Source organism: Streptomyces sp. NPDC058459 (genome assembly GCF_042721685.1).
Lineage (GTDB): Bacteria > Actinomycetota > Actinomycetes > Streptomycetales > Streptomycetaceae > Streptomyces.
Genome location: NZ_JBHXLV010000045.1, coordinates 19933 through 38086 on the forward strand (window position 1 = coordinate 19933; position 18154 = coordinate 38086).

Below are 18154 nucleotides of genomic sequence, written 5' to 3' on the forward strand. Positions count from 1 at the left end.
GTGAGACATCGCTGTCGGATGCAGACCATCCCCGCGGTCGCCTGCGCGCCGCAATGAGGAGTTCCCATGCCTGACATCACGCACCACACCCGCTCCGACGAGGTCTGGATCCTCGGAGCGAGCGGCCGCATCGGCAGCGACGTCACCACACGCCTCCTCGCCCGCGGACTGCGCCCGGTACCGGTGGGTCGCGACAGCGACCGGCTGCGCAAGACGGCGGCGGACCTCGGTCTGCGGACCGTCATCGCCGACGGCACCGACGCCATCGCGGTCGAGATCACCCGGCAGCGGCCCGCCGTGGTCTTCAACGCCATCGGCAACTACGCCGACACTGCGACCACCCTCGCCCGCGCCTGCATGCCGGGCGGCCACTACCTGGACCTGGCCCCCGACCTGACCGCGGTACCCCGCCTGCTCGACCTGCACGAGGAAGCCACCGCACACGGCAGCACCATGGTGACGGCCTCCGGCTTCGGCTGCCTGGCCACCGAAGCCGTCGTCGTCAAGCTGTGCGAGAACCGCCCCACGCCGGCCACCGTACGCATCGACGCCCTCTCCTCCGTAGCGACCGAAGAGGGCGTCATGGGTGCCGGCTTCGCCGCCTCCATCGTCGACTCGATGACCACCGGCGGACGCCGCTACGAGAACGGCCGCATGGTCACCGCACGCCTCGGCGCCGATCCCCAGCACCTGACGCTGCCCGACGGGCAGAAGGTGAAGTCCGCCGGCGCTCCCACCGCCGAACTCCTCGCCGCCCACCGGGCCAGCAACGCCCCTTCAATCACCTTCACTACCGCCCTGGCCCCCACCTCACCCGTCGTCCGGGCCGTCCTCCCGCTCGCCGCCCGGCTGATGGCCATCCCCGCGCTGCGGCGTTTCGCCGTACGCCGACTGGCTGGAGTCAAGCTCAAAGCATCACCGCGCCCCCGCCGGCACTCTTGGGGACACGCGGTCATCATCTGGCCCGACGGCACCCGCCGCGAAGGATGGCTGCGCGCCGACGACGGCATGGACTACACCGCAGCCGTGGCCACCGAGGTCGCCACCCGACTCGCCAAGGGCGAAGGCAGGCCCGGCGCATTCACCCCGGCAGCCGCCCTGGGCCCCGACATCGCCATCGCCGCCGGCGGCACCTTCCTCCTCGACTGAGGCCCCCGTCCGACCCACGTCACCCCACCGCGGAGCCGCGCGCCCCGGCAGGCTGCGGCCCTTCCGCCACTCCCGCCATGTCCACGAGGTTCCGGTGCCCCGCCCCAACGCGCGGCTGACCATCCACGGCATACACAGCCCCGACCGGCCGAGCGTCGAGCCGTTCTACGCCGCCTACGAGCAGCGGCTCAACGAACTCCTGCGCGCCAAGCCCGGCAGGGTGTTCCTGGAGGTCGGAGCCGGTACGGGGGATGCCGCCGTGGCGCTGCGCTCGCGCAGCGGGGCCGAGGTCGTCGCGGTCGACAGCTCGTTCAGACCCGGACTACGACACCCAGGTACTCGACATCGACGACCAGGAACTGGCCCGGCACGTACTGCGCTTCAGAGCCGACGTAAGTCTGCGCAACGGCTCGCTGGCCCACCGCCACGCCGGACTGCTCGCCGCACGGGGCGTCCACGACATCACGGTGGATGCCCGGACCCTGGTCGTCCGCGACCCGTCGGCGGCCGACAACGTCATGGGCCTGCGCACCCGGGCCCACACAGCCGCGGCCCGGGGCCACCTCGACCACCGGGACGCGGACCGGTTAGTGACCCATCCCGCTTCGTCTCCAGCGACGACCCCGAGAAGCTGCTGCTGGTACTCGGCCACACGCTGCCGGTCGCCGGCCTCACGCAGCAGCTGCAGGTATCCGCCGCCGTGGGTGCGTTCCTGGCAGGTATCGCCCTGTCCGGCGAAGTCGCTGAGGCGCCCACAACCTTCTCGCACTGCTGCTGCGGGACGTATTCGCCGGCGTCTTCTTCGGTCTGCACACCGACCCAGCGGACATCCCGGCCGTACTTCTCCCGGCCTCGCTCTGGCTGTGGTCACCGCGCTCACGAAGATCCCTACGGGGTACTGGGCCGTGCAGCGGGCCTGTGTGTCGGTCAATGGCCGCTGACGGGCGGACGGTACGTCGGTCGCCCGCGGTGGATTCTCCATCGTGATCGCCGGACTCGCCGTCAGCGCGGGAACCGAGCCCTCGCTCGGTCCACCGGCCACGGCGTACGTACTGATCCTGGTCATCCTCGGCTCGCTCACCACCGCTACACGGAACCCGTCGTACGGCGGGCGACGAGCCGGTGGGCCAGGTACGTGCCCCTGAGCGGTGCACCGGGCCACGGCGGGAAGCCGGCCGTCTGGCTGAGGGCCCGCGTTTCGGCCCGGAGACCGTCTCCGCCGTCCACAGGAGCGACCGACACGGTGGACGAACCGGACACGGTCGACCAGACATGACTGTCCAGACATGACTGGACAGAGCTAAGCCGTACGAGGAGAGCCGCCTCTGTGAGTCGGCACTCCGCTTCGTCATAGCCGCTTCGCGCTGCGGAACAGGCCCGCGTAGAAGCCGCTGCCGTCGAGGCGGGAGGCGCCGCCCTTGTCTCCCATGGTGGGGCCGTTCTGCTCCTTGCGGCTGGATATGAACACCTTGTGGCCGGCGGTGTCCAGTCCCAGGTAGAGGGCGACGTGGTCGATGTGGTCGCCGGTCCGGTGGTCCATCTTGAAGAACAGCAGGTCACCGGGTTGCAACCGGTCGGTGTTCGCGGGGCGGACGTACCAGGGCGCGGAACCCTGGAGCTTGATGATGTCCACACCCGTCCTGGAGCGGGCCATGCCGTTGGCCGAGCGGGGCAGGCCGTCGCCCGAGGTGTCGGTGGCCATCAGCGGGAACCGGGACCGGTAGCCCCACACCATCCGCATGAAGCCCGAGCAGTCCAGGGCGCGGTACCGGTCCGTGTGGGGCTGCATCGTGACGCCGCTGCGGAAGGTGTACGGGATGCCGAGGTAGTCGTAGAAGTCGTTCTGCTCGAACCGGTCCACGCCGTCCGGCTTGTAGGGGCCGAACACGGCGTCGCCCGTGTACGGGACGCCCTGCGCGTCCTTCTTCACCGGGGCGCTCTGCACGTACTGGAAGGCGATGGCGAAGACGTCGTCCTGCTGGCTGCCGTAGTTGTCCTTGAACCAGTCCTTGAACCACTGCTGGTTCTGGGCGCCCTTGGTCCAGGGCTCGGGCATGAGGCGGACCCAGTCGTCGGTGACCACCTTGGTGCTGGTGCCGGCGGGTTCGCCGAAGGTGCGCGAGGGGCCCTTCAGGACGGCGGTGCGGGCCCCGTCCGTGAAGCCGGCGATGATCGCGCCCTTGCCGTCGCGCAGCACCGAGCGGGCGGGGTCGTTCAGCCGCTCCCAGGTCTGCTGTCCGTCGTGCTTGCCCCCCGAGGTGGTCAGCGCGCTGTCGGTGACCGTGTGCACGGTGACCTTGTCCTGCTGGTCCTTGCGCAGTTCATAGGTGCAGTACGCGCTGCCCGCGAGCAGCGCGAGGACGGTCGCCGCGTGGACGACGGGGCTGCCTTTGCGCTTCGGCATGATGTGGATGCTCCAGAGTGCGGGGGACAGGCGGATTCAGGCGGACGGCATGGCGCCGAGCAGGATGCCGGCGGTCAGGACCACGTACGTGGCCAGGGTGACGCCGCCGACGGACAGCAGCGTGGCCCCCTTGGGCTGGCGGACCAACTGGTAGCCGATGAGGCCCGGCACGATGAACCCCAGCGTCTGGTTGGCGTAGAGCAGCGGGAACTCCGTCTGCAGCACGATGATCACGGTGGCCTGGATGAGCACACCGCTGAGCACGACGGCCGCGAAGAGCCGCTTGCCGTAGAGGATCACGTAGCGCTGGAGCAGGAGCGTGGTGACGTAGGTCAGGACGGTGACGCCGACCACGAGCGCGGCCCGCTGGAGATCCTCGATCAGGGTGAGCGCCAGCCAGCCCGGCGTGATCATGCCGCCCGGCGACAGATTGGTCGTCAGGTAGCACATCAGGGAGAACATGAGTCCCAGGCCGATGCCGATGGCGGCGATCTCGGGGGTGAGGACGGAGGGGATCAACGCTGTTCTCCTGGGCTGTGCCACTGCCGGGTGTGGTCGGCGGGGTTCGTGGGCGGTATTCGGGGTTCGAAGAGGTCGCGCTCCGCCGCCGAGGCGTCGTACCGGTCGGGGTACGGGCGTTCTTCCGGGTGCTGTCCGTGGAGATGGGGCACGTACGGCTGTTGGCCGTAGCGGTCCTCGTACGCCTGCGGGTAGCCCTGGTAGGGGTCGATCCGGGGGACATAGAGCTGCATGGTCTCGGCGTGCACGGGGTGGTCGGGCCGTTCCGGCGGGTGGGCCGGAGCCTTGTCCGCGGGCTCGTCGGGGCTCTCGTCGGCCTGGAGTTCGGTGAGGTGCTCGAGCAGGATCTCGCCCTGGCCGTGGATGTTGCCGATGGCGACCAGTGAGGAATCCGGGCCGAGCCTCTCCAGCAGCGAGGCCATGAACTCCTCGGGGTCGCGCTTGTCGCCGCCGAGGTCCACGGCACGGGGCCGGAACGCGCTGGGGATGGCGTCGATGGCGGACTTGGCGGGGTGGCCGATGACGAAGACGTGCTCGGGGTCGAGGTCGGGGATGATCTCCCCCATCTGCCCATTACGTTCCACGCGGTCGGGGCGGCAGTTGATGACCACGTTGAGCGGCCGGTGGATGGCCCCGAGGTCGAGGAGCTGATTGATGTTCATCAGCGTCGACTCAGGATCGTTGGCCGCGAAGACGTTGGCGAAGCGGAGCCGCTTGCCCTGCGGGGTCAGATAGCGCTCGACCGAGAGGACACCGGGGTCAGGCGGGGCCTCGTACATCCCGCGCAGGGCAGTCGCCCGGTCGACGCCGAGGAGTTCGGCGACGGTGAGCGCGATCGCGACGTTCTCCTTGAAGGTGAACCAGCTGAACCCGCGCAGCTCCTCGTCGCTGACCGTCTCGGGGTCGGCGTAGACGAGCCGGCAGTTCCGCGCGTCGGCCTCCTCCTGGAGGATGTCGAAACGCTCCTTCTCGGCGGTGACGCAGATGCCGTCCTCCGGCATCGACCGGCTCAGCGAGCGCGCCACGTCGTCCAGGGTGGGGCCCATCTCGGCGAGGTGGTCCTCACGGACGTTGCACAGCACACCGATCGTGGACCGGATCAGCTTCGACTGGTTGATCTCCTGCAGCGCGGGCATGACGGCCATGCACTCGATGACGAGGGCGTCCGGCCGGTACGCGGCGGCTCGCCGCACGATGCCGATCTGCTCGACCACGTTGGCGATGCCGAACTTGCGGTACACCGGTTCCTCGGTGGCGTCCGGATGGATGAACCGGGCCGCGGTGCCGGTGGTCTTGGCGACGGTGATCAGATCCCCGCCGCGCAGCGCGCCGGCGCAGAGCCGGGTGATGGAGGACTTGCCCCGGATGCCGTTGACCAGGACACGGGTGGGTATCCGGTCCAGGCTGGCCTGGTGCCGCCGCTGTTCGACGATGCCCGCCACCAGCAGGATCGCGCAGCACACCAGCAGCACGGTGTAGAGGAAGAGCACGGGTGATCAGTTCCTTGTGTACTGCCGGCCGGCCGGACGCTGGGTGGGGCCAGGCTGCGCGCGGCGCTGTACCTGCGACTGCTGGCGGATGAGTTCGAGCGAGCGGGTGACGGCTCCGACCTCGTCGTGGTGCTGGGGGAAGAGCACGGTCTTGCGGTCGCCGTCGGCCAGTGCCTCGCTCCGGTCGGCCAGGGTCCGCAGCGGTCGGGCCACGACGATGTGCAGCCACCCCAGGCAGGCGACGGCCGCCGCGGCACCGAGCAGACCGGCGAGCACAGTGCGGTTCTGGGTGTCGTATCCGGGGATGGCCAGCCTGCTCACCGGCTGCCAGGAGACCACGCTCCAGTGGAGTGACTGGGCCGGACCAGTGCCGGCGAACGGAGCCGCGGCGGCGATCCGTACGCCGTGCTCGCGGTAGAGGACGCCGTTCGGCCTGGCCTTCTTACCCAGCTTCTGGTTGCTGGCCGTGACGAGGTCCTTGAGGTGGCTGTCGGGCAGCGACTGGAAGGCGAGGAATCCGGTGTTGCCGGCGATCACGCCACCCTTGTCGTCCACGAGACGTACGACGCCCATGCCGGGCCGGCCCAGCAACGCGTTGAGGAACTCGATGCGGAACTCGCCCATCAGGCGGTTGCCCTTGGCACCGGGGATCTCGGCGGTGCCCACGACCAGGGGCTCCTTCTCGCCCCGGCCGAGCAGCCTGAGGGGCTTGTCCGAGGTGCGCCGGGAGCCCGGCAGACGCGGTGCGTCGCCTTCGTGCGCCACGACGTCCCCGGAGGAGTCGACCACGTAGAGCGAGCGGTAGCGGGTGTTCTCGTCGAGGGTGCGCTTCAGGACCTCGTTCATGACGGCGGGTGCGGTGCCGTCACCGATGAGGGAGCCCACGGACTGCAGATCGGCCTCGCCCTCGTTGAGCGCGCGCCGTACCCGGTCGCTGAGCGTCTGGGTGCGTTCGCGCTGGTCGCTGACGAGTTGCTGGGGGACGGTCGCCGTGCCGTCGGCGCGGTTGAGCAGCAGCATGAGCGGCGCCGACCAGGCGAGCAGCAGTACGGCGCAAACCGCGAGCAGGGCCCGGACACCCACCCGGCGCATGCCGCGCAGACGCGGGCGCGGCTCGTCGTCGGCGGACTCCCCGAGCAGCTGACGGCGCAGCCGTTCCAGGGACCGGCCGATGCGGTGCGCCTCCCCGAAGCGGGGCACGGTGACGGGCCTTGTCAGGTCGCCTCGGGTGAGCCTGCGGGACTCCAGGAACAGCCGGATCAGCGGCCGCTGCACGGCGCCCAGGAGAAGTGCCACGGCGAGGGCGCCCATGAGGAGCAGCGCGCCGCCGGCCAGTACGCCGAAGACGAGGGAGCCGGCGCGGCGGGGGTCCTCGTCCACGTCGATCATGGAGACCACGGACAGACCGAGCCCGGAGGCCGTGGTGACCTCGCCGGGTTCCGGTGGTGCGAGGGTGGCGTACCCGGCGACGGACCGGTCGCTCAGCAACTGCCCGCCGAGCAGGCTGCCGCTGACGCCCTGGTAGCCGCCGCTGCCGGGTTCCTTGCTGCTGCGCGGGTCCTGCTGGGCCCGGCGCGCCGCATTGCGGGCGAAGACGCCGAGTTGCTCGCGCTGGGCCTTGATCTGCGCGCGGTCGGCGCCGCCACGGGCCTGCTCGGGCTCGGCGATACCGTCGCTGCTGAGGATCTTCCCGCCGCCGTCGACCACGGCGATGGAGCGGAACTGACCGAGGCTGATGCCGGGGAAATGCAGATTGCTGGAGGCGACCAGCAGGAGCTGCGGCCTGCCGGGCCAGGACAGCAGGGCGAACGACAGCAGACGGGTCTCACCGTTGCCCAGCCGGGCCATGCGCGGCGCGAGTCCGTCCCGCCCGCCGAGTGCGGAAGTGTCCACCACGGTCAGGGGGACGGTCTCGCCGCGGGCGGCGACGAGCTTGCCGCTGCGGATCTCGACGACGGCCGTCCCCGCCCACTTCTGGTAAGTGCTGCCGAGCTTGTCGAGCGCCGCGTCACCGGTGACCGGTGCCCCGGCACTGAACAGCGCGGCGGACCGGGTGAGGTCGGTGACGGACTCGTCGATGGAGGCGCGCAGCGCGATGGCACCGTCCTCGGCGAAGTGCTGCTGAGAGGTCAGCACCGCCTTCGGCACCCCGGCGTCGTCCACGCGTCCCAGCGCGAGGACGGTCACTCCCGCGAGCGAGAGCAGGAGTACGCAGAGAACCGCGATCGGCGGGCGGATGCCTCCGATCAGCGACATGTCGGCGCGACGGCGGGATCGGTGCTGCCGCGCCGGGGGCGGTGAGGCCAAGGGACGGTCCTCTCGGGCTTGATGGTGCAGTGCCGCGTTCCGGCACAGGTGTGACACCAGGGGTGCGTCCGGAAGCCAGACTCAAAGAAGAGTCATAAGGTTGCATCGATCTTTACGTGACCTGCGCAACATCTGTCATCGTGCGGTCATCGTCGATCAGCGGAGCCGGTCATCCGGGCAGCGCAGTCAGGGCCTTCAGCCCGTCGCCGCCCGCGCCGCGGTTGAGCAGGGTGCCCTCCGTGCGCTCGAAGGCCAGCCGCAGCCGGGCCTTCTGGCGCCCGGTGAGCCGGCGGCCGTCCCGGAGTGGGACCGGTACGTCAAGCAGGCGGTAGTCCTGTGCGTCGTCGTCGCCGGCCGGCGTGGCGCCGCCGGGGCTGTCCTCCACGTCCGGCGGGATCTCCAAGAGCGTCGGCTCGAAGCGCGGCTGGACGTCCCAGTGGCCCTTGCCGTGCTCGGTGAACGCGAACCAGGCGATCACCCCCTCTTCCGTCAGCCCGGTCGGCGACTCGTGCCGCGCGATCTGGTTGCCGAGTCCGTAGGCGATCCAGGTGCCGTCCACCTTCTCCATCGGCTGCACCACGTGCGCGTGGTGGCCGATGACGAGGTCGACGCCGGTGTTCTCGGCGATCTGACGGGCGAACGTGGTCTGCTGGGCCGACGGGTCCGGCTGGTGCTCACGCCCCCAGTGCACGGAGAGGATCACCACCTCGGCACCGTCCGCGCGGGCCTGCCCCTCGGCCGCCTGGATGCGCTTCAGGCTCGCCTGGTTCGCCAGCCACGGCTTGTCCGCGGGCAGGCGGTGCGGCTCGTTGAAGCCGTACGCGAACGACAGCTGCGCGACCTTGACGCCCTTGACGTCCAGGATCAGCGGGGTGAGCCATTCCTTCTTCGTCCGGAAGGAGCCCGTGTGCCTCACCCCGGCCGCGTCCAGCGCGTCCAGGGTGCGCTTCACCCCCTGGTACCCGTGGTCGAGCGTGTGGTTGGAGGCTGTGGAGCAGGTGTCGTAGCCGAGGTCCTTGATCGTCTTGGCGGTCTGCGGAGGCACCTGGAAGTCCGGGAAACCCTCGAACGGACCGCCAGGCGTGCCCATCACCGGCTCGTAGTGGCAGATCGCCAAGTCGGCCTTGCTGATCACCGGTTGGACCCCGGCCATCAGCGGCCCGAAGTCCAGTCCGGCCACCCCGGCGCCTGTGGCCTTCGCGTCCTTGCGCGCCTGTTCTATGAGCTGGGGGTGCATCAGGATGTCCCCGGCCGCCGCGACCGTGAAGGAGCGTCCGCCGCCCTGGTCGTCCGAACCGCCCGTAAGGGCGCCGCAGCCGACGGGTCCGGCGAGGAGTACGAGCGGGCTCAACAAGGTCAGCAAGGTGTGGCTGCGGCGTCTGTTCACCGGGATATCTTGATACAACCATGAGAGCCAACTGCTCACGCACGATGACGATCGCAACAATTCTCCTTGTCGTAGCCGGTCTCGCCGGAGCGGTCACCGTGATGCTCCGCCACACGCGCACGGTGACCGGGGCCCCCACGGACATCCGTGACGACGACAAGCGGGCACCGCGGATCGACCTGGCGCGCTCGGTGGCGGATTTCACCAGGGGATTCGGTCCGGGACACGGCTACCGGCACCCCGGAACGGCCGACCGCGCGGCCGTCGCCACCGCGATCGGCCTGCTGCTCGACGGCCACCGTCACGATGCTGAACAGCGTTTCTCTCAGCGGGACTTCACCGTTCGCACGATCGTCGACCAGGTCTCCGGCCGCCACTACGCCGAGGTCGCCGACCGCACCGACGACGCCGTCGCGCCACGCGGCTGGGGTCGGTTCTACCTCGATCTCGACCACACCCCGCGCTGGTCGGTCCAGGTTCCCCACCCCGTTGCCGACCAGCACACCGAGCAACTCGCCGTACGGGTGCTGCGGGATTCACCAGGTGGCGTTCTGGTGATCGCGGGTGCACATCGCAAAGCAGGTGACGGTGACTCCGCCGACGTGGCGCACCGCCGGGACACCGTCTTCCACGCCGTCTGCGCCGAACTGGCCCGGCGGGGGATGCCAGGTGTCCAGCTGCACGGCTTCGCGGCCTCCTCCGCACCGGACTACGACGTCGTCGCCTCCACCGGTGCCGGCCGGGAGGGCCGCCTCGACGGCCGGGCGCTGGCCGACGCGCTGGGGGCCCACGGCTTCCGGGTGTGCCGGGCCTGGGCCCGGACCTGCCCGCTGGAAGGCCAGGAGAACATGCAGGGCCGCATCGCCGACGCGCGTCATGTGCCGTTCCTGCACGTGGAGTTCGCCCCGGCGGTACGCGGTGCCGATGCGGCGGCCGAACAGGCGGCACGCGATATCGGCAGGGTCACGCGTCGCTGGGAGAACGCCCCGCCGGCACGATGAACGCGCGGTACGCCGCGCTCCGCCCACGCCAGAACTATCGTGTCGACCAAGGGGTTCGCGGGACGCCACAGTAGGCCAGGCCCTCCTCCCTTGCGGGCGTCGGGGAGATCCGCATGCTGGTGCGAGAAAGCGCGCCCGTGGGGCGGTGGTCTGACGTGAGACCGAGTCGGTCCCGAACTCGAGCCGGCTCTTCGGGTACCGGACGTCGCCCCCGTCCCAGGCATCCGGATCCGCCCTGGTACTCCAGCAGCACTTTGACGTTGTCCCTGTTCAGGGGCAGTTTAGGTGAGTGTGGAGGGCTGCGTGGCGATCCTTGTTCTCTTTCCCGGGCTGCCCCTCGATCGTGTGTAGCCGCCGCTGACAGTGACAGTGGCGGGCGACGGCTTGGCGTCGTCTGCGCCAGTGGGACCACCTCAGCGTGCGTGCGCTGAGGAAGGGCCGGCCAGCGGCGAGGGGTGGGTGGCAAGTTACCAGGAGCCGCCGAACTTCTGCCACGGTCAGGGGCGCGAGGCGTACCAGGGGCGCCGACCCAAGCGGCACTGGCAGCGATGGCGGGTCCCGAATGCCCGTGAAGGCGGGCGATTCCCGGGACACGTGAACCGATCTCCGCAGTCGCTGCGGCAGGGCGCCGGTCAGTCTCTCGTCCCGCCATCGTCGCACAGCGAGAACCAAAACCCCATGATCCGCACCACATCCATCCCCGAGGCCACGGGACCCTCACCGACTCCCCGAGCAGTCGAGCCTCAACGAACCTGCTCGCGCAGCGTGCCGAACTCGGCGAACAACCACCCGAACACCCGAACAGGCTCTGATTTTGTTCTTTGTCTACCAGGATCTTCCGGGGTTTGGGAACACGGGCAGGGCAGGCGAGGTGGGCGCGGATGTTCCTGAACCCCCGGCCGGGCGAGCCTGAGCTGGGTGTGAGCGACGATCAGGATGCAGGTCCAGTGGTCTGCTGCCTCGGGGCAGGTCTCCGGCTCGGTGCAGCGGAACTCCGGACCGTGCTTGGGCGGCCGGCCGTTGACACCATGCATCCGCGGTGGCCTCGGCAGCCGCATCACGCGGTCGGAGCTGACCTGGCCGATCAGCTCAACGGGCAGGTCACGCAGGACCCAGGCCAGGCGGGTGACGTCGTGGCCCGCATCGCTGACAATCACGATGTCCGGGTCCCCGGCCTGCCACCGGCCTGCGGCGATGAGCCGCTCAACGACCCCTCGGAGCTGGCCGGCGGTGACCGCGGCCGCGTCCTCCGCCGGTCCGAGCCGGACCGCATCCAGGATCGCGGTCCAGGACGCGGCGCCCTGCCCCAGCGCGGCCACGAAGGAGTAGGGCCAGCCGGGATGAACTGCGACGCGGTCGTCGCGCGGCCGTAGACGTGGCAGAACAGGCGCTCCGCCGAGCACGGCGCGTCCGAGCGGAGCCATGGCGTTACATCGACCGCCAGGACCAGCCGACCGCCGCCGAAACGCGGCAGCGACAGGCTGGCCAGCACCGTCCGCAGCCGTTCGGCGTCGATCCGGCCGTGGTTCTGGCCGCCGTACATCGCTCCGTGCCCACGCCGATGCTCGGGCGGCAGCGTCAGGTCCACCGGGGACTTCACCGCACCGTCCGCACACAGCACCGCGTACGCCGGCTCGAACAACTCGTCGCGCGAGGCGGCCAGACACTCGCAGAACTCGCCCCGGAAGCACGATGCTTCCGCGAACGCTTCCCTGCGGACAGCATCAGACAGCAGACTCACTCTCGGCCTTCGTCTCGGTCACGTGCACCCTGGCCGGAGCACATGATCGGACGAAGGCCGCCCCCACGTCCGCTGAACTGCGCAATTCTGCCTTGAGTTCGAGATCGGTTCGAAGCCGGCAGGCTGGACTCAGGACTCACACGGTGGGAGTTCTTTCGCAGCCAGCAGCCCTCGAACGGTACCGAGGGAGCTGCTCGGCGCATCGGTGAGCTGATCAACGATGACGCTGCATCCCACCCAGGTCGACCCGCACTCCTCGACCATGCTCCTGACGGCCGCAGCCTGGCTTCCGGTCTCGATCCAGTCATCGACCAGCAGAACGCGGTCTCCCGGCCCGAGCGAGGATCGCTGGAGTCGCAGCGTGTGACGAAGGCGTCGGTAGTCGGGAGCTGACTTACGCACGACTTTGTCGCCTGGGAAGAGGCCCTCGCCCTTCCGGACGGGAACGAAACCGACGCCGAGCTCGACGGCGGCGGCACCACCCAGAAGAAAGCCTCGCGACTCGATCCCGCAGACTGCCGTGATCTGCTCATCCCGGAACGGTTCAACGAGAGCAGCGACCACCGCGGCCAGTGCTCCGGCATCCCGGAAGATCGCCCACACGTCCGCGTGACCACCGATCCACCGGAAGTGTTCAAGCGTCAGGTCACGCGCAGTCGTAAGCATGAGCGGAAGTCTTCCGATCGCCGCCCAGGGCAGCAAACCCTTATCGACCACCCATGCTCCCGAGCTCTCCCGACGTCGATCCGAGCCCGAAGATGAAGGACAAGCTGATGGCCGGGACGTCGGGGACGACGTCCCGGCGGTTGGTGTCCACGTCGAACACCACGGAGCTGCACGCGGCCAGTGAGTGGAGCACGGTCGCGGTGAGGATGGCGTCGAAGGCGGCGAGGAGGCTGCCGCCGGCGGTTCGACTGGGACTCCAGTGACAACCTGACCTCGGCGAAACTGCCCACCGGCGCCACCACCGCGCTCGGCGCCTACAGCACCCACTCCGGAGCCAACCTGCCCGGCAGCCTCACCACCCCGTCCGGCAAGAAGACCACCTACAGCTACGACACCTCCGGCAACCTGATGTCCTCCCAGGACACCACCACCGGCGTGTCCAACGGGGCGAAACTGTCCTACGGCTACCAGGGCGACTCGGGCGTCACGGACTGCGGCGGCTTCGACGGCCAGCGCTGCACCGCCACCGACGCGAACGGCAACAAGACGTCGTACTCCTACGACGGCAAGGGCAACCTCAGCAAGACCGCACCCCCCTCGCCGCTGGGCGCCACCACCTACACCTACGACACGCTCGGCCGCCCGGCCGGCGTCCTCGACGGAGGCGGCGTCACCACCACCTACACCTACGACAACCACGACCGCGTCACCAAGGTCGCCACGTCCGGCGGCAGCGGAAACCTCACGGTCGGCTACACCTACGACCGCGACGGCCACCTGCTCACCCAGACCGACACCTCCGGCACCCTCACCTACACCTACGACGGACTCGGCCGCGAAGCCACCCGCACCCTCGCCGACGGCGCCATCTACACCCAGGGCTACGACCCCGCCGGCAACCTCAAGACCCTCACCGAACCGGGCGGCACCACCACCTACGGCTACGACGCGGCCAACCACCTCACCTCACCGAAGGACCCGACCGGCGCGACCACGACCTTCACCTACGACGAGGACGGCAACCGCACCGCCACCAAACTCCCCGGCGGCACCACCCAAAGCACCCAGTGGGACAACGCCGACCGCCCCACCCAGATCAAGGCCACCACCCCGACCGGCACGCTGTTCACCTACAACTACGACTACAAGCTCTCGGGCGGCACGGACACCGACCAGATCCAGACCCGCACCGACCCCGGCGCGAACAAGACGATCTCCTACACCTACGACAGCCAGTCCCGCCTGAGCTACGCCCAGGAAAACGCCGGCTCCACGAAGAACGCCTCCTGGCTGTTCTGCTACGACAAGGCCGGCAACCTCACCGCCGCCTCCGGCTCCGCGTCGTCCTGCTCCGCGAGCAGCGGCCTGACCAGCTACACCTACAACGCGGCCAACCAGCTCACCGGCATGAACGGCGACACCACCGGCTGGTCCTACGACAAGAACGGCAACGAACTCACCGCCGCCGGACAACTCCCGCGCACCGGTGAGACGTACAACGACTTCAACCAGCTCACCGCCCTCACCACCGGCGGCACCACCAGCAACTACACCTACGCCGGCACCGACAGCTCCAACCGCCTCAGCGTCGATTCCACCCGCATCGACCAGGGCCCCACCGGCATCTCCACCACCACCGTCGACGGCAAGAGCACCGGATTCGTCCGCGATCCTGCGGGCACACTGATCGGCATGACCAGCGGCGGCAACCCGTACTACTACCTCACCGACAACCAGGGCGCCCCATCAGCCCTCGTCGACAACACCGGCACCAAGCAGGGCCGCTGGGACTACAGCCCCACCGGCAACGCCCGACCCGGAAACACGGCCACCATCGACCAGCCCTTCGGCTACACCGGCGCCGACCTGGACTCAAGCGGGCTCTACAAGATGGGCGCCCGCTACAACGATCCGACCCTGGGCCGCTTCACCCAGTCCGACCCCTCGGGTCAAGAGCAGAACCCCTTCCTCTACGCGGGTGGCGACCCCGTGAACCACGTCGACCCCAGCGGACTCTCTTTCTTGTCCGACGAATTCATGGACGTCAGTAACAACATCTGGGGAGCAGCGGTGGGGTGCTTGGCAGGAATAGAAGCTGCCGATATGTCCGGCATCATAACGACGGCCAGTATCGCAGGGCCGTGGGGTACTGCGGGCGCAGTTCTCGGAGGATGTGCGGTAGGCGGGTTTCTCGGCTACAACAACGTTGACCTGATCAGCTACGGCTAGAATCCGCACAAGCAACAATCAGCGCGCCCTGGCATATCAGGGCGCGCCACCTTCTCGCTGTATAATTCGAAAGGCGGAACAAGTGAACGACAAGCGCAAGATGCGCATATTCATGTCCGTAGTCGCCATTGTGTGAATTCTTGCACTCGTTCAGGGTCTCCTGTCTGAGGGAGAAAAGCGATGGATACCTCTAATTTTGAGCGGCATGTGCCTGCTGTCTCTGGCGATGTGGACATACGGTCTACGCAAGACCGGAAAGCGAAATGAGCGCTGATCAGATCTCTGAAAAGCCTCTGCCTCCACCGCCGGCAGGAACAGCGCGGGATTGACCCGCGCTTACGCATGCGCACTGATCGGAAGATCCAGCAGGGTGGCCATGACACCTGGACGCAGCCGCCGACGAACCGGTGGCACGGTTGCGGTGGACGACCAGGTCAACCTGTCCAATGCGAACGTGTCCGGCGACCTCGTTGCGGTATGGGTCAAATCCGCACATCACTACTAAGCAGATCCAGCGATGCTGGACGCTCTTGGCCTTGTACTGCGTAGGTTGTCGGTTCGAATCCGACACTGGGCTCCGGTAAGGGTCAGGACAGACACCGTCTGGCCTGAGCCCTTGCCATTTCCGGGGAAACTTGGAGCCGTGCCGCCGGTACGAAGGGCGGTTGGGTCTGCGGGCGGTCCGGGGGTCAGCGCTGGTGTGGGGTGCCGAGCCGGAAGGTTACGTTCGGGGTGTAGTAGAAGCCTCCGCCGCTGATCTGGTTACACCGCGACATCGCTCACAGGGGAGACATTTCCGACCGTGTCCGCACTGACGCGGACGGCGTTGCGCAGGGTTCCCGACGCGCCTGCCACCAGCGTCACCTGGTTGTCGACGATGTCGACCCCGGAGACGGGGTCCGCCCCCCACCTGAACCGGCGGCTGGGCGACCATCCTGGCCGTCGCGGAGCCGACGCAGACCCCACCGACGCTGTTGTTGATCGTGTTGCCGCCGATAGTGATCTCGGTGGTGTTTATTGCCCCTACCGCGTCCCACTTGGCCTCGTTCACCGTGTTGCCCTGGATCAGCACACGCGCATGCACCTGGCCGACCTTTTCGCCGCTGGTGTGCGATCTGGCGAGCTTCGCCCAGGACGGCTGCCTGTCAAGCGGCTTGGAGCCAGTTGCGATAGGCGTGGGTGAGAGCGTCGTCGCGGCGAATTCCTCGTTCGAGGGCGGAAATGGTGGCGGGCCGGACTCCGAGGTGCGGGGCGGCGACGGCGAGGGTGAGGTTCTTGGACTGGCGCAGGGGCCGCAGGTCGGCGATGCCCGGGACAATGATTGTGGTCGACAATACGTGGTTGCCGGCGCTGGGGCGCTTCGGCCCAGAACTTCGCGACATGCTACCCACCTCTATCGGCCTCGGCATCCTCTTGGCCGGTCCGGTCCTCGCTCTGGCCTGGCCGTACTGCGCCTCCTGCGTCAACGGCCTGGACCAGGGCGTCGTCGTATTCGCGGCCGCCACGGTGGTGGGGCTGCTGGCGTCGCGCGGCGGTGCGCAGGCATTTCCACCCCCTTCTGGAAAGTGCCGTACGTGAGCAGGTGCTGGTCAATACGCTCGGCCCGTGACTGAGCGATCCGTCGAGAACGTCGGCACCCGCCCTAAGACCATCGAACCCAAGCAAAGTGCCGCTGTGGAAGACGCGCACTACCGTCGGCGTCTTCAGTCGATCAGCGAGCGGCCCCAGTCGCGGCCGCCCCTGTGGGTTCTCGCGTTGCCGCAGGCGGAGGAAGGCCGTTGCTCTCGGACTGACTCGGATCCCTGTCTGCGTATGAGATTGATCTTGTTTTTCTTGTTCAGGTCGTTTGCGTGCATATATAGTGGCATATCTGGCTCTGGCCATTAGCTGTTGGGCACATGAGCTGCGGTACCTCGACCTGTCTGAGATTCCCAGACGACGTTGAGAACTCTTATGTGTTTGGACAGTTGCCCTGCCAGACTGCCGAAGGTGCAGTACTAGCTGGGGCCTGTGTGGAGTTGTGATCAAGGCTGTGATTCGAGGTGTCGGATCCAGAGGAGGCTGGCGCATAATTGGAGTCCGGCCTGGTAGCTCGCAGGTTTTTTGTCGTAGCGGACGGCGAGGCCGCGCCAGTCCTTGATCTTGTTGATGGTGCGTTCTGAGCTGTACTGAGTTTCGTAGAGTCCGGCGATCTTGTTTCAGGCGGACTGCGGGATGCGTTCCTGGCTCTGCCAGAAGTCGCGTTCGCACTCGACTGGTGGCACGTAGCCGAGCGCGGAATGGAGGCGTTCTTCGTTGTACCAGGTGACCCGTTGGAAGACCGCCTGCTCGACCTGGTCGACGTCCTTCCAGGGGCCCTGCATCTCGATCAGCTCGGCTTTGAAGGTGCCGTTCAGCGCCTCGGCCATCGCGTTGTCGTAACTGTCCGCGACGGAGCCGACTGACGCGGAAGGGCCGATGTCAGCGAGCCGGTCGGTGTATCGAATTGACACATATTGGGCGAGTTCAACCAGTCGTTGCAACACCGGGTTGTTGCAGCGAGCGTAGCTGCTCTTCGAAGACCTCGGCGGGTGTCCGCCAGCCGAGGGTCTTGCGGGGCCGGTTGTTGATCGCCATGGCGACGGCTTCGAGGTCCGTGGACGACCACCGGGACAGATCGGTGCCCTTCGGAAAGTACTGACGCAGCAGCCCGTTCGTGTTCTCGTTGGGCGGTCGTTGCCAGGGCGAGTGGGGATCGGCGAAGAACACCTTCGTCCCGGTATCGATGGCGAACTGGGCGTGGCCGGAGAGTTCCTTTCCGCGGTCCCAGGTGAGGGTTTTGCGTAGTGGCTCGGGCAGCTGCGTCATCGATGCCGTGAGCGCTGTGTTCATCGCGATCGCGCCATAGCCCCCGAGTGAGGTGCCGTTCTTCACGGGCGGATTCTCGCCCCAGCCCCTTGAGCCGGGGCAGGTGCACCAGGAGCGTGGAGCGGCTGCTGCGCTCGACCAGCGTGCCGATCGCGGAGCGACCCGTGCCGATGATCAAATCGCCTTCCCGGTGTCCGGGGACCGCACGGTCTGCGGCCTCGGCGGGGCGTTCGCCGAGGATGACGTCCGCGGTGACGTGCCCCTGGGGTTTGTTCTGTGACCGTGCACGGGGAATCCGCAGCGCCCGGCCGGTGCGCTACAGCGGCAGTTCGGTGCGCATATGGTTCGCGATCTGCCAGCCGACGATCATCCGGGAGAACACGTCCAGGACAAAGGCGACGTAGGCCCAGCCGG

Annotated in this window: 14 protein-coding genes and 3 pseudogenes; 6 read left to right on the forward strand and 11 right to left on the reverse strand. The window is 68.3% G+C overall.

Translation table 11 applies throughout. The features are described 5' to 3' along the window. The first annotated feature begins 66 nt into the window (after window positions 1-66). Window positions 67-1149: an NAD(P)H-binding protein gene (locus ACFWN1_RS11795; protein WP_384360139.1), complete on the forward strand. Its 1083-nt coding sequence runs from the start codon at window positions 67-69 to the stop codon at window positions 1147-1149. A gap of 311 nt (window positions 1150-1460) precedes the next feature. Here the strand turns inward: ACFWN1_RS11795 and ACFWN1_RS11800 are convergent, their stop codons facing one another. Next, the gene (locus ACFWN1_RS11800) at window positions 1461-1712 is read right to left on the reverse strand and encodes a hypothetical protein (protein WP_384360163.1); all 252 of its coding nucleotides are present in this window, start codon (window positions 1710-1712) and stop codon (window positions 1461-1463) included. Window positions 1713-1747: 35 nt separating this feature from the next. Between ACFWN1_RS11800 and ACFWN1_RS11805 the strand changes: the two are divergent. After that, window positions 1748-2425 (forward strand): annotated as a pseudogene (locus ACFWN1_RS11805) (cation:proton antiporter); the annotation flags it as partial. A gap of 72 nt (window positions 2426-2497) precedes the next feature. Here the strand turns inward: ACFWN1_RS11805 and ACFWN1_RS11810 are convergent. The 5 genes from ACFWN1_RS11810 to ACFWN1_RS11830 form a co-directional block, all read right to left on the reverse strand. Next, window positions 2498-3553, reverse strand: coding sequence for an NlpC/P60 family protein (locus ACFWN1_RS11810; RefSeq protein WP_384360141.1), 1056 nt, complete (start codon window positions 3551-3553; stop codon window positions 2498-2500). A gap of 36 nt (window positions 3554-3589) precedes the next feature. After that, on the reverse strand, window positions 3590-4072 hold the full coding sequence (locus ACFWN1_RS11815) for a poly-gamma-glutamate biosynthesis protein PgsC/CapC (protein ID WP_161187662.1): 483 nt from the start codon (window positions 4070-4072) through the stop codon (window positions 3590-3592). Beyond that, window positions 4069-5562, reverse strand: a complete 1494-nt coding sequence (gene pgsB, locus ACFWN1_RS11820) for a poly-gamma-glutamate synthase PgsB (protein WP_384360143.1) — start codon at window positions 5560-5562, stop codon at window positions 4069-4071. Before pgsB ends, ACFWN1_RS11815 begins: the two co-directional genes overlap by 4 nt. Window positions 5563-5568: 6 nt before the next feature. Further along, a complete protein-coding gene (locus tag ACFWN1_RS11825) occupies window positions 5569-7818 on the reverse strand; it encodes a cache and HAMP domain-containing protein (RefSeq protein WP_384360161.1) in 2250 nt (749 codons plus the stop codon). Between the two features lie 220 nt (window positions 7819-8038). Next, the gene (locus ACFWN1_RS11830; RefSeq protein ID WP_384360145.1) at window positions 8039-9256 is read right to left on the reverse strand and encodes a CapA family protein; all 1218 of its coding nucleotides are present in this window, start codon (window positions 9254-9256) and stop codon (window positions 8039-8041) included. Between the two features lie 44 nt (window positions 9257-9300). On the opposite strand from ACFWN1_RS11830, the gene ACFWN1_RS11835 reads away from it, so the two are divergent. After that, entirely contained in the window at window positions 9301-10257 is a 957-nt protein-coding gene (locus ACFWN1_RS11835) for a hypothetical protein (protein WP_384360147.1), read from the forward strand. 743 nt (window positions 10258-11000) lie between these two features. On the opposite strand, the pseudogene ACFWN1_RS11840 reads toward ACFWN1_RS11835, so the two are convergent. Together ACFWN1_RS11840 and ACFWN1_RS11845 are read right to left on the reverse strand one after the other, a co-directional pair. Continuing rightward, window positions 11001-11998: pseudogene (locus ACFWN1_RS11840) on the reverse strand (transposase). Between the two features lie 129 nt (window positions 11999-12127). Beyond that, on the reverse strand, window positions 12128-12664 hold the full coding sequence (locus ACFWN1_RS11845; protein ID WP_384360149.1) for a phosphoribosyltransferase family protein: 537 nt from the start codon (window positions 12662-12664) through the stop codon (window positions 12128-12130). Between the two features lie 53 nt (window positions 12665-12717). On the opposite strand from ACFWN1_RS11845, the gene ACFWN1_RS11850 reads away from it, so the two are divergent. Further along, entirely contained in the window at window positions 12718-12927 is a 210-nt protein-coding gene (locus ACFWN1_RS11850; protein ID WP_384360151.1) for a hypothetical protein, read from the forward strand. Window positions 12928-13072: 145 nt separating this feature from the next. Further along, the gene (locus tag ACFWN1_RS11855; protein ID WP_384360153.1) at window positions 13073-14893 is read left to right on the forward strand and encodes an RHS repeat-associated core domain-containing protein; all 1821 of its coding nucleotides are present in this window, start codon (window positions 13073-13075) and stop codon (window positions 14891-14893) included. Between the two features lie 1145 nt (window positions 14894-16038). Here the strand turns inward: ACFWN1_RS11855 and ACFWN1_RS11860 are convergent. Beyond that, window positions 16039-16275: a helix-turn-helix domain-containing protein gene (locus ACFWN1_RS11860; RefSeq protein WP_384360155.1), complete on the reverse strand. Its 237-nt coding sequence runs from the start codon at window positions 16273-16275 to the stop codon at window positions 16039-16041. Between ACFWN1_RS11860 and ACFWN1_RS11865 the strand changes: the two genes are divergently transcribed. Further along, a complete protein-coding gene (locus ACFWN1_RS11865; RefSeq protein ID WP_384360157.1) occupies window positions 16274-16471 on the forward strand; it encodes a hypothetical protein in 198 nt (65 codons plus the stop codon). The two genes, ACFWN1_RS11860 and ACFWN1_RS11865, sit on opposite strands and share 2 nt — an antisense overlap. 620 nt (window positions 16472-17091) lie before the next feature. Here the strand turns inward: ACFWN1_RS11865 and ACFWN1_RS11870 are convergent. Both ACFWN1_RS11870 and ACFWN1_RS11875 read right to left on the reverse strand, forming a co-directional pair. Next, window positions 17092-17385 (reverse strand): integrase core domain-containing protein, encoded by a 294-nt coding sequence (locus ACFWN1_RS11870; RefSeq protein ID WP_384360159.1) that lies wholly within the window; start codon window positions 17383-17385, stop codon window positions 17092-17094. Window positions 17386-17398: 13 nt separating this feature from the next. Further along, window positions 17399-18056: pseudogene (locus ACFWN1_RS11875) on the reverse strand (IS30 family transposase); the annotation flags it as partial. Window positions 18057-18154 lie beyond the last annotated feature (98 nt).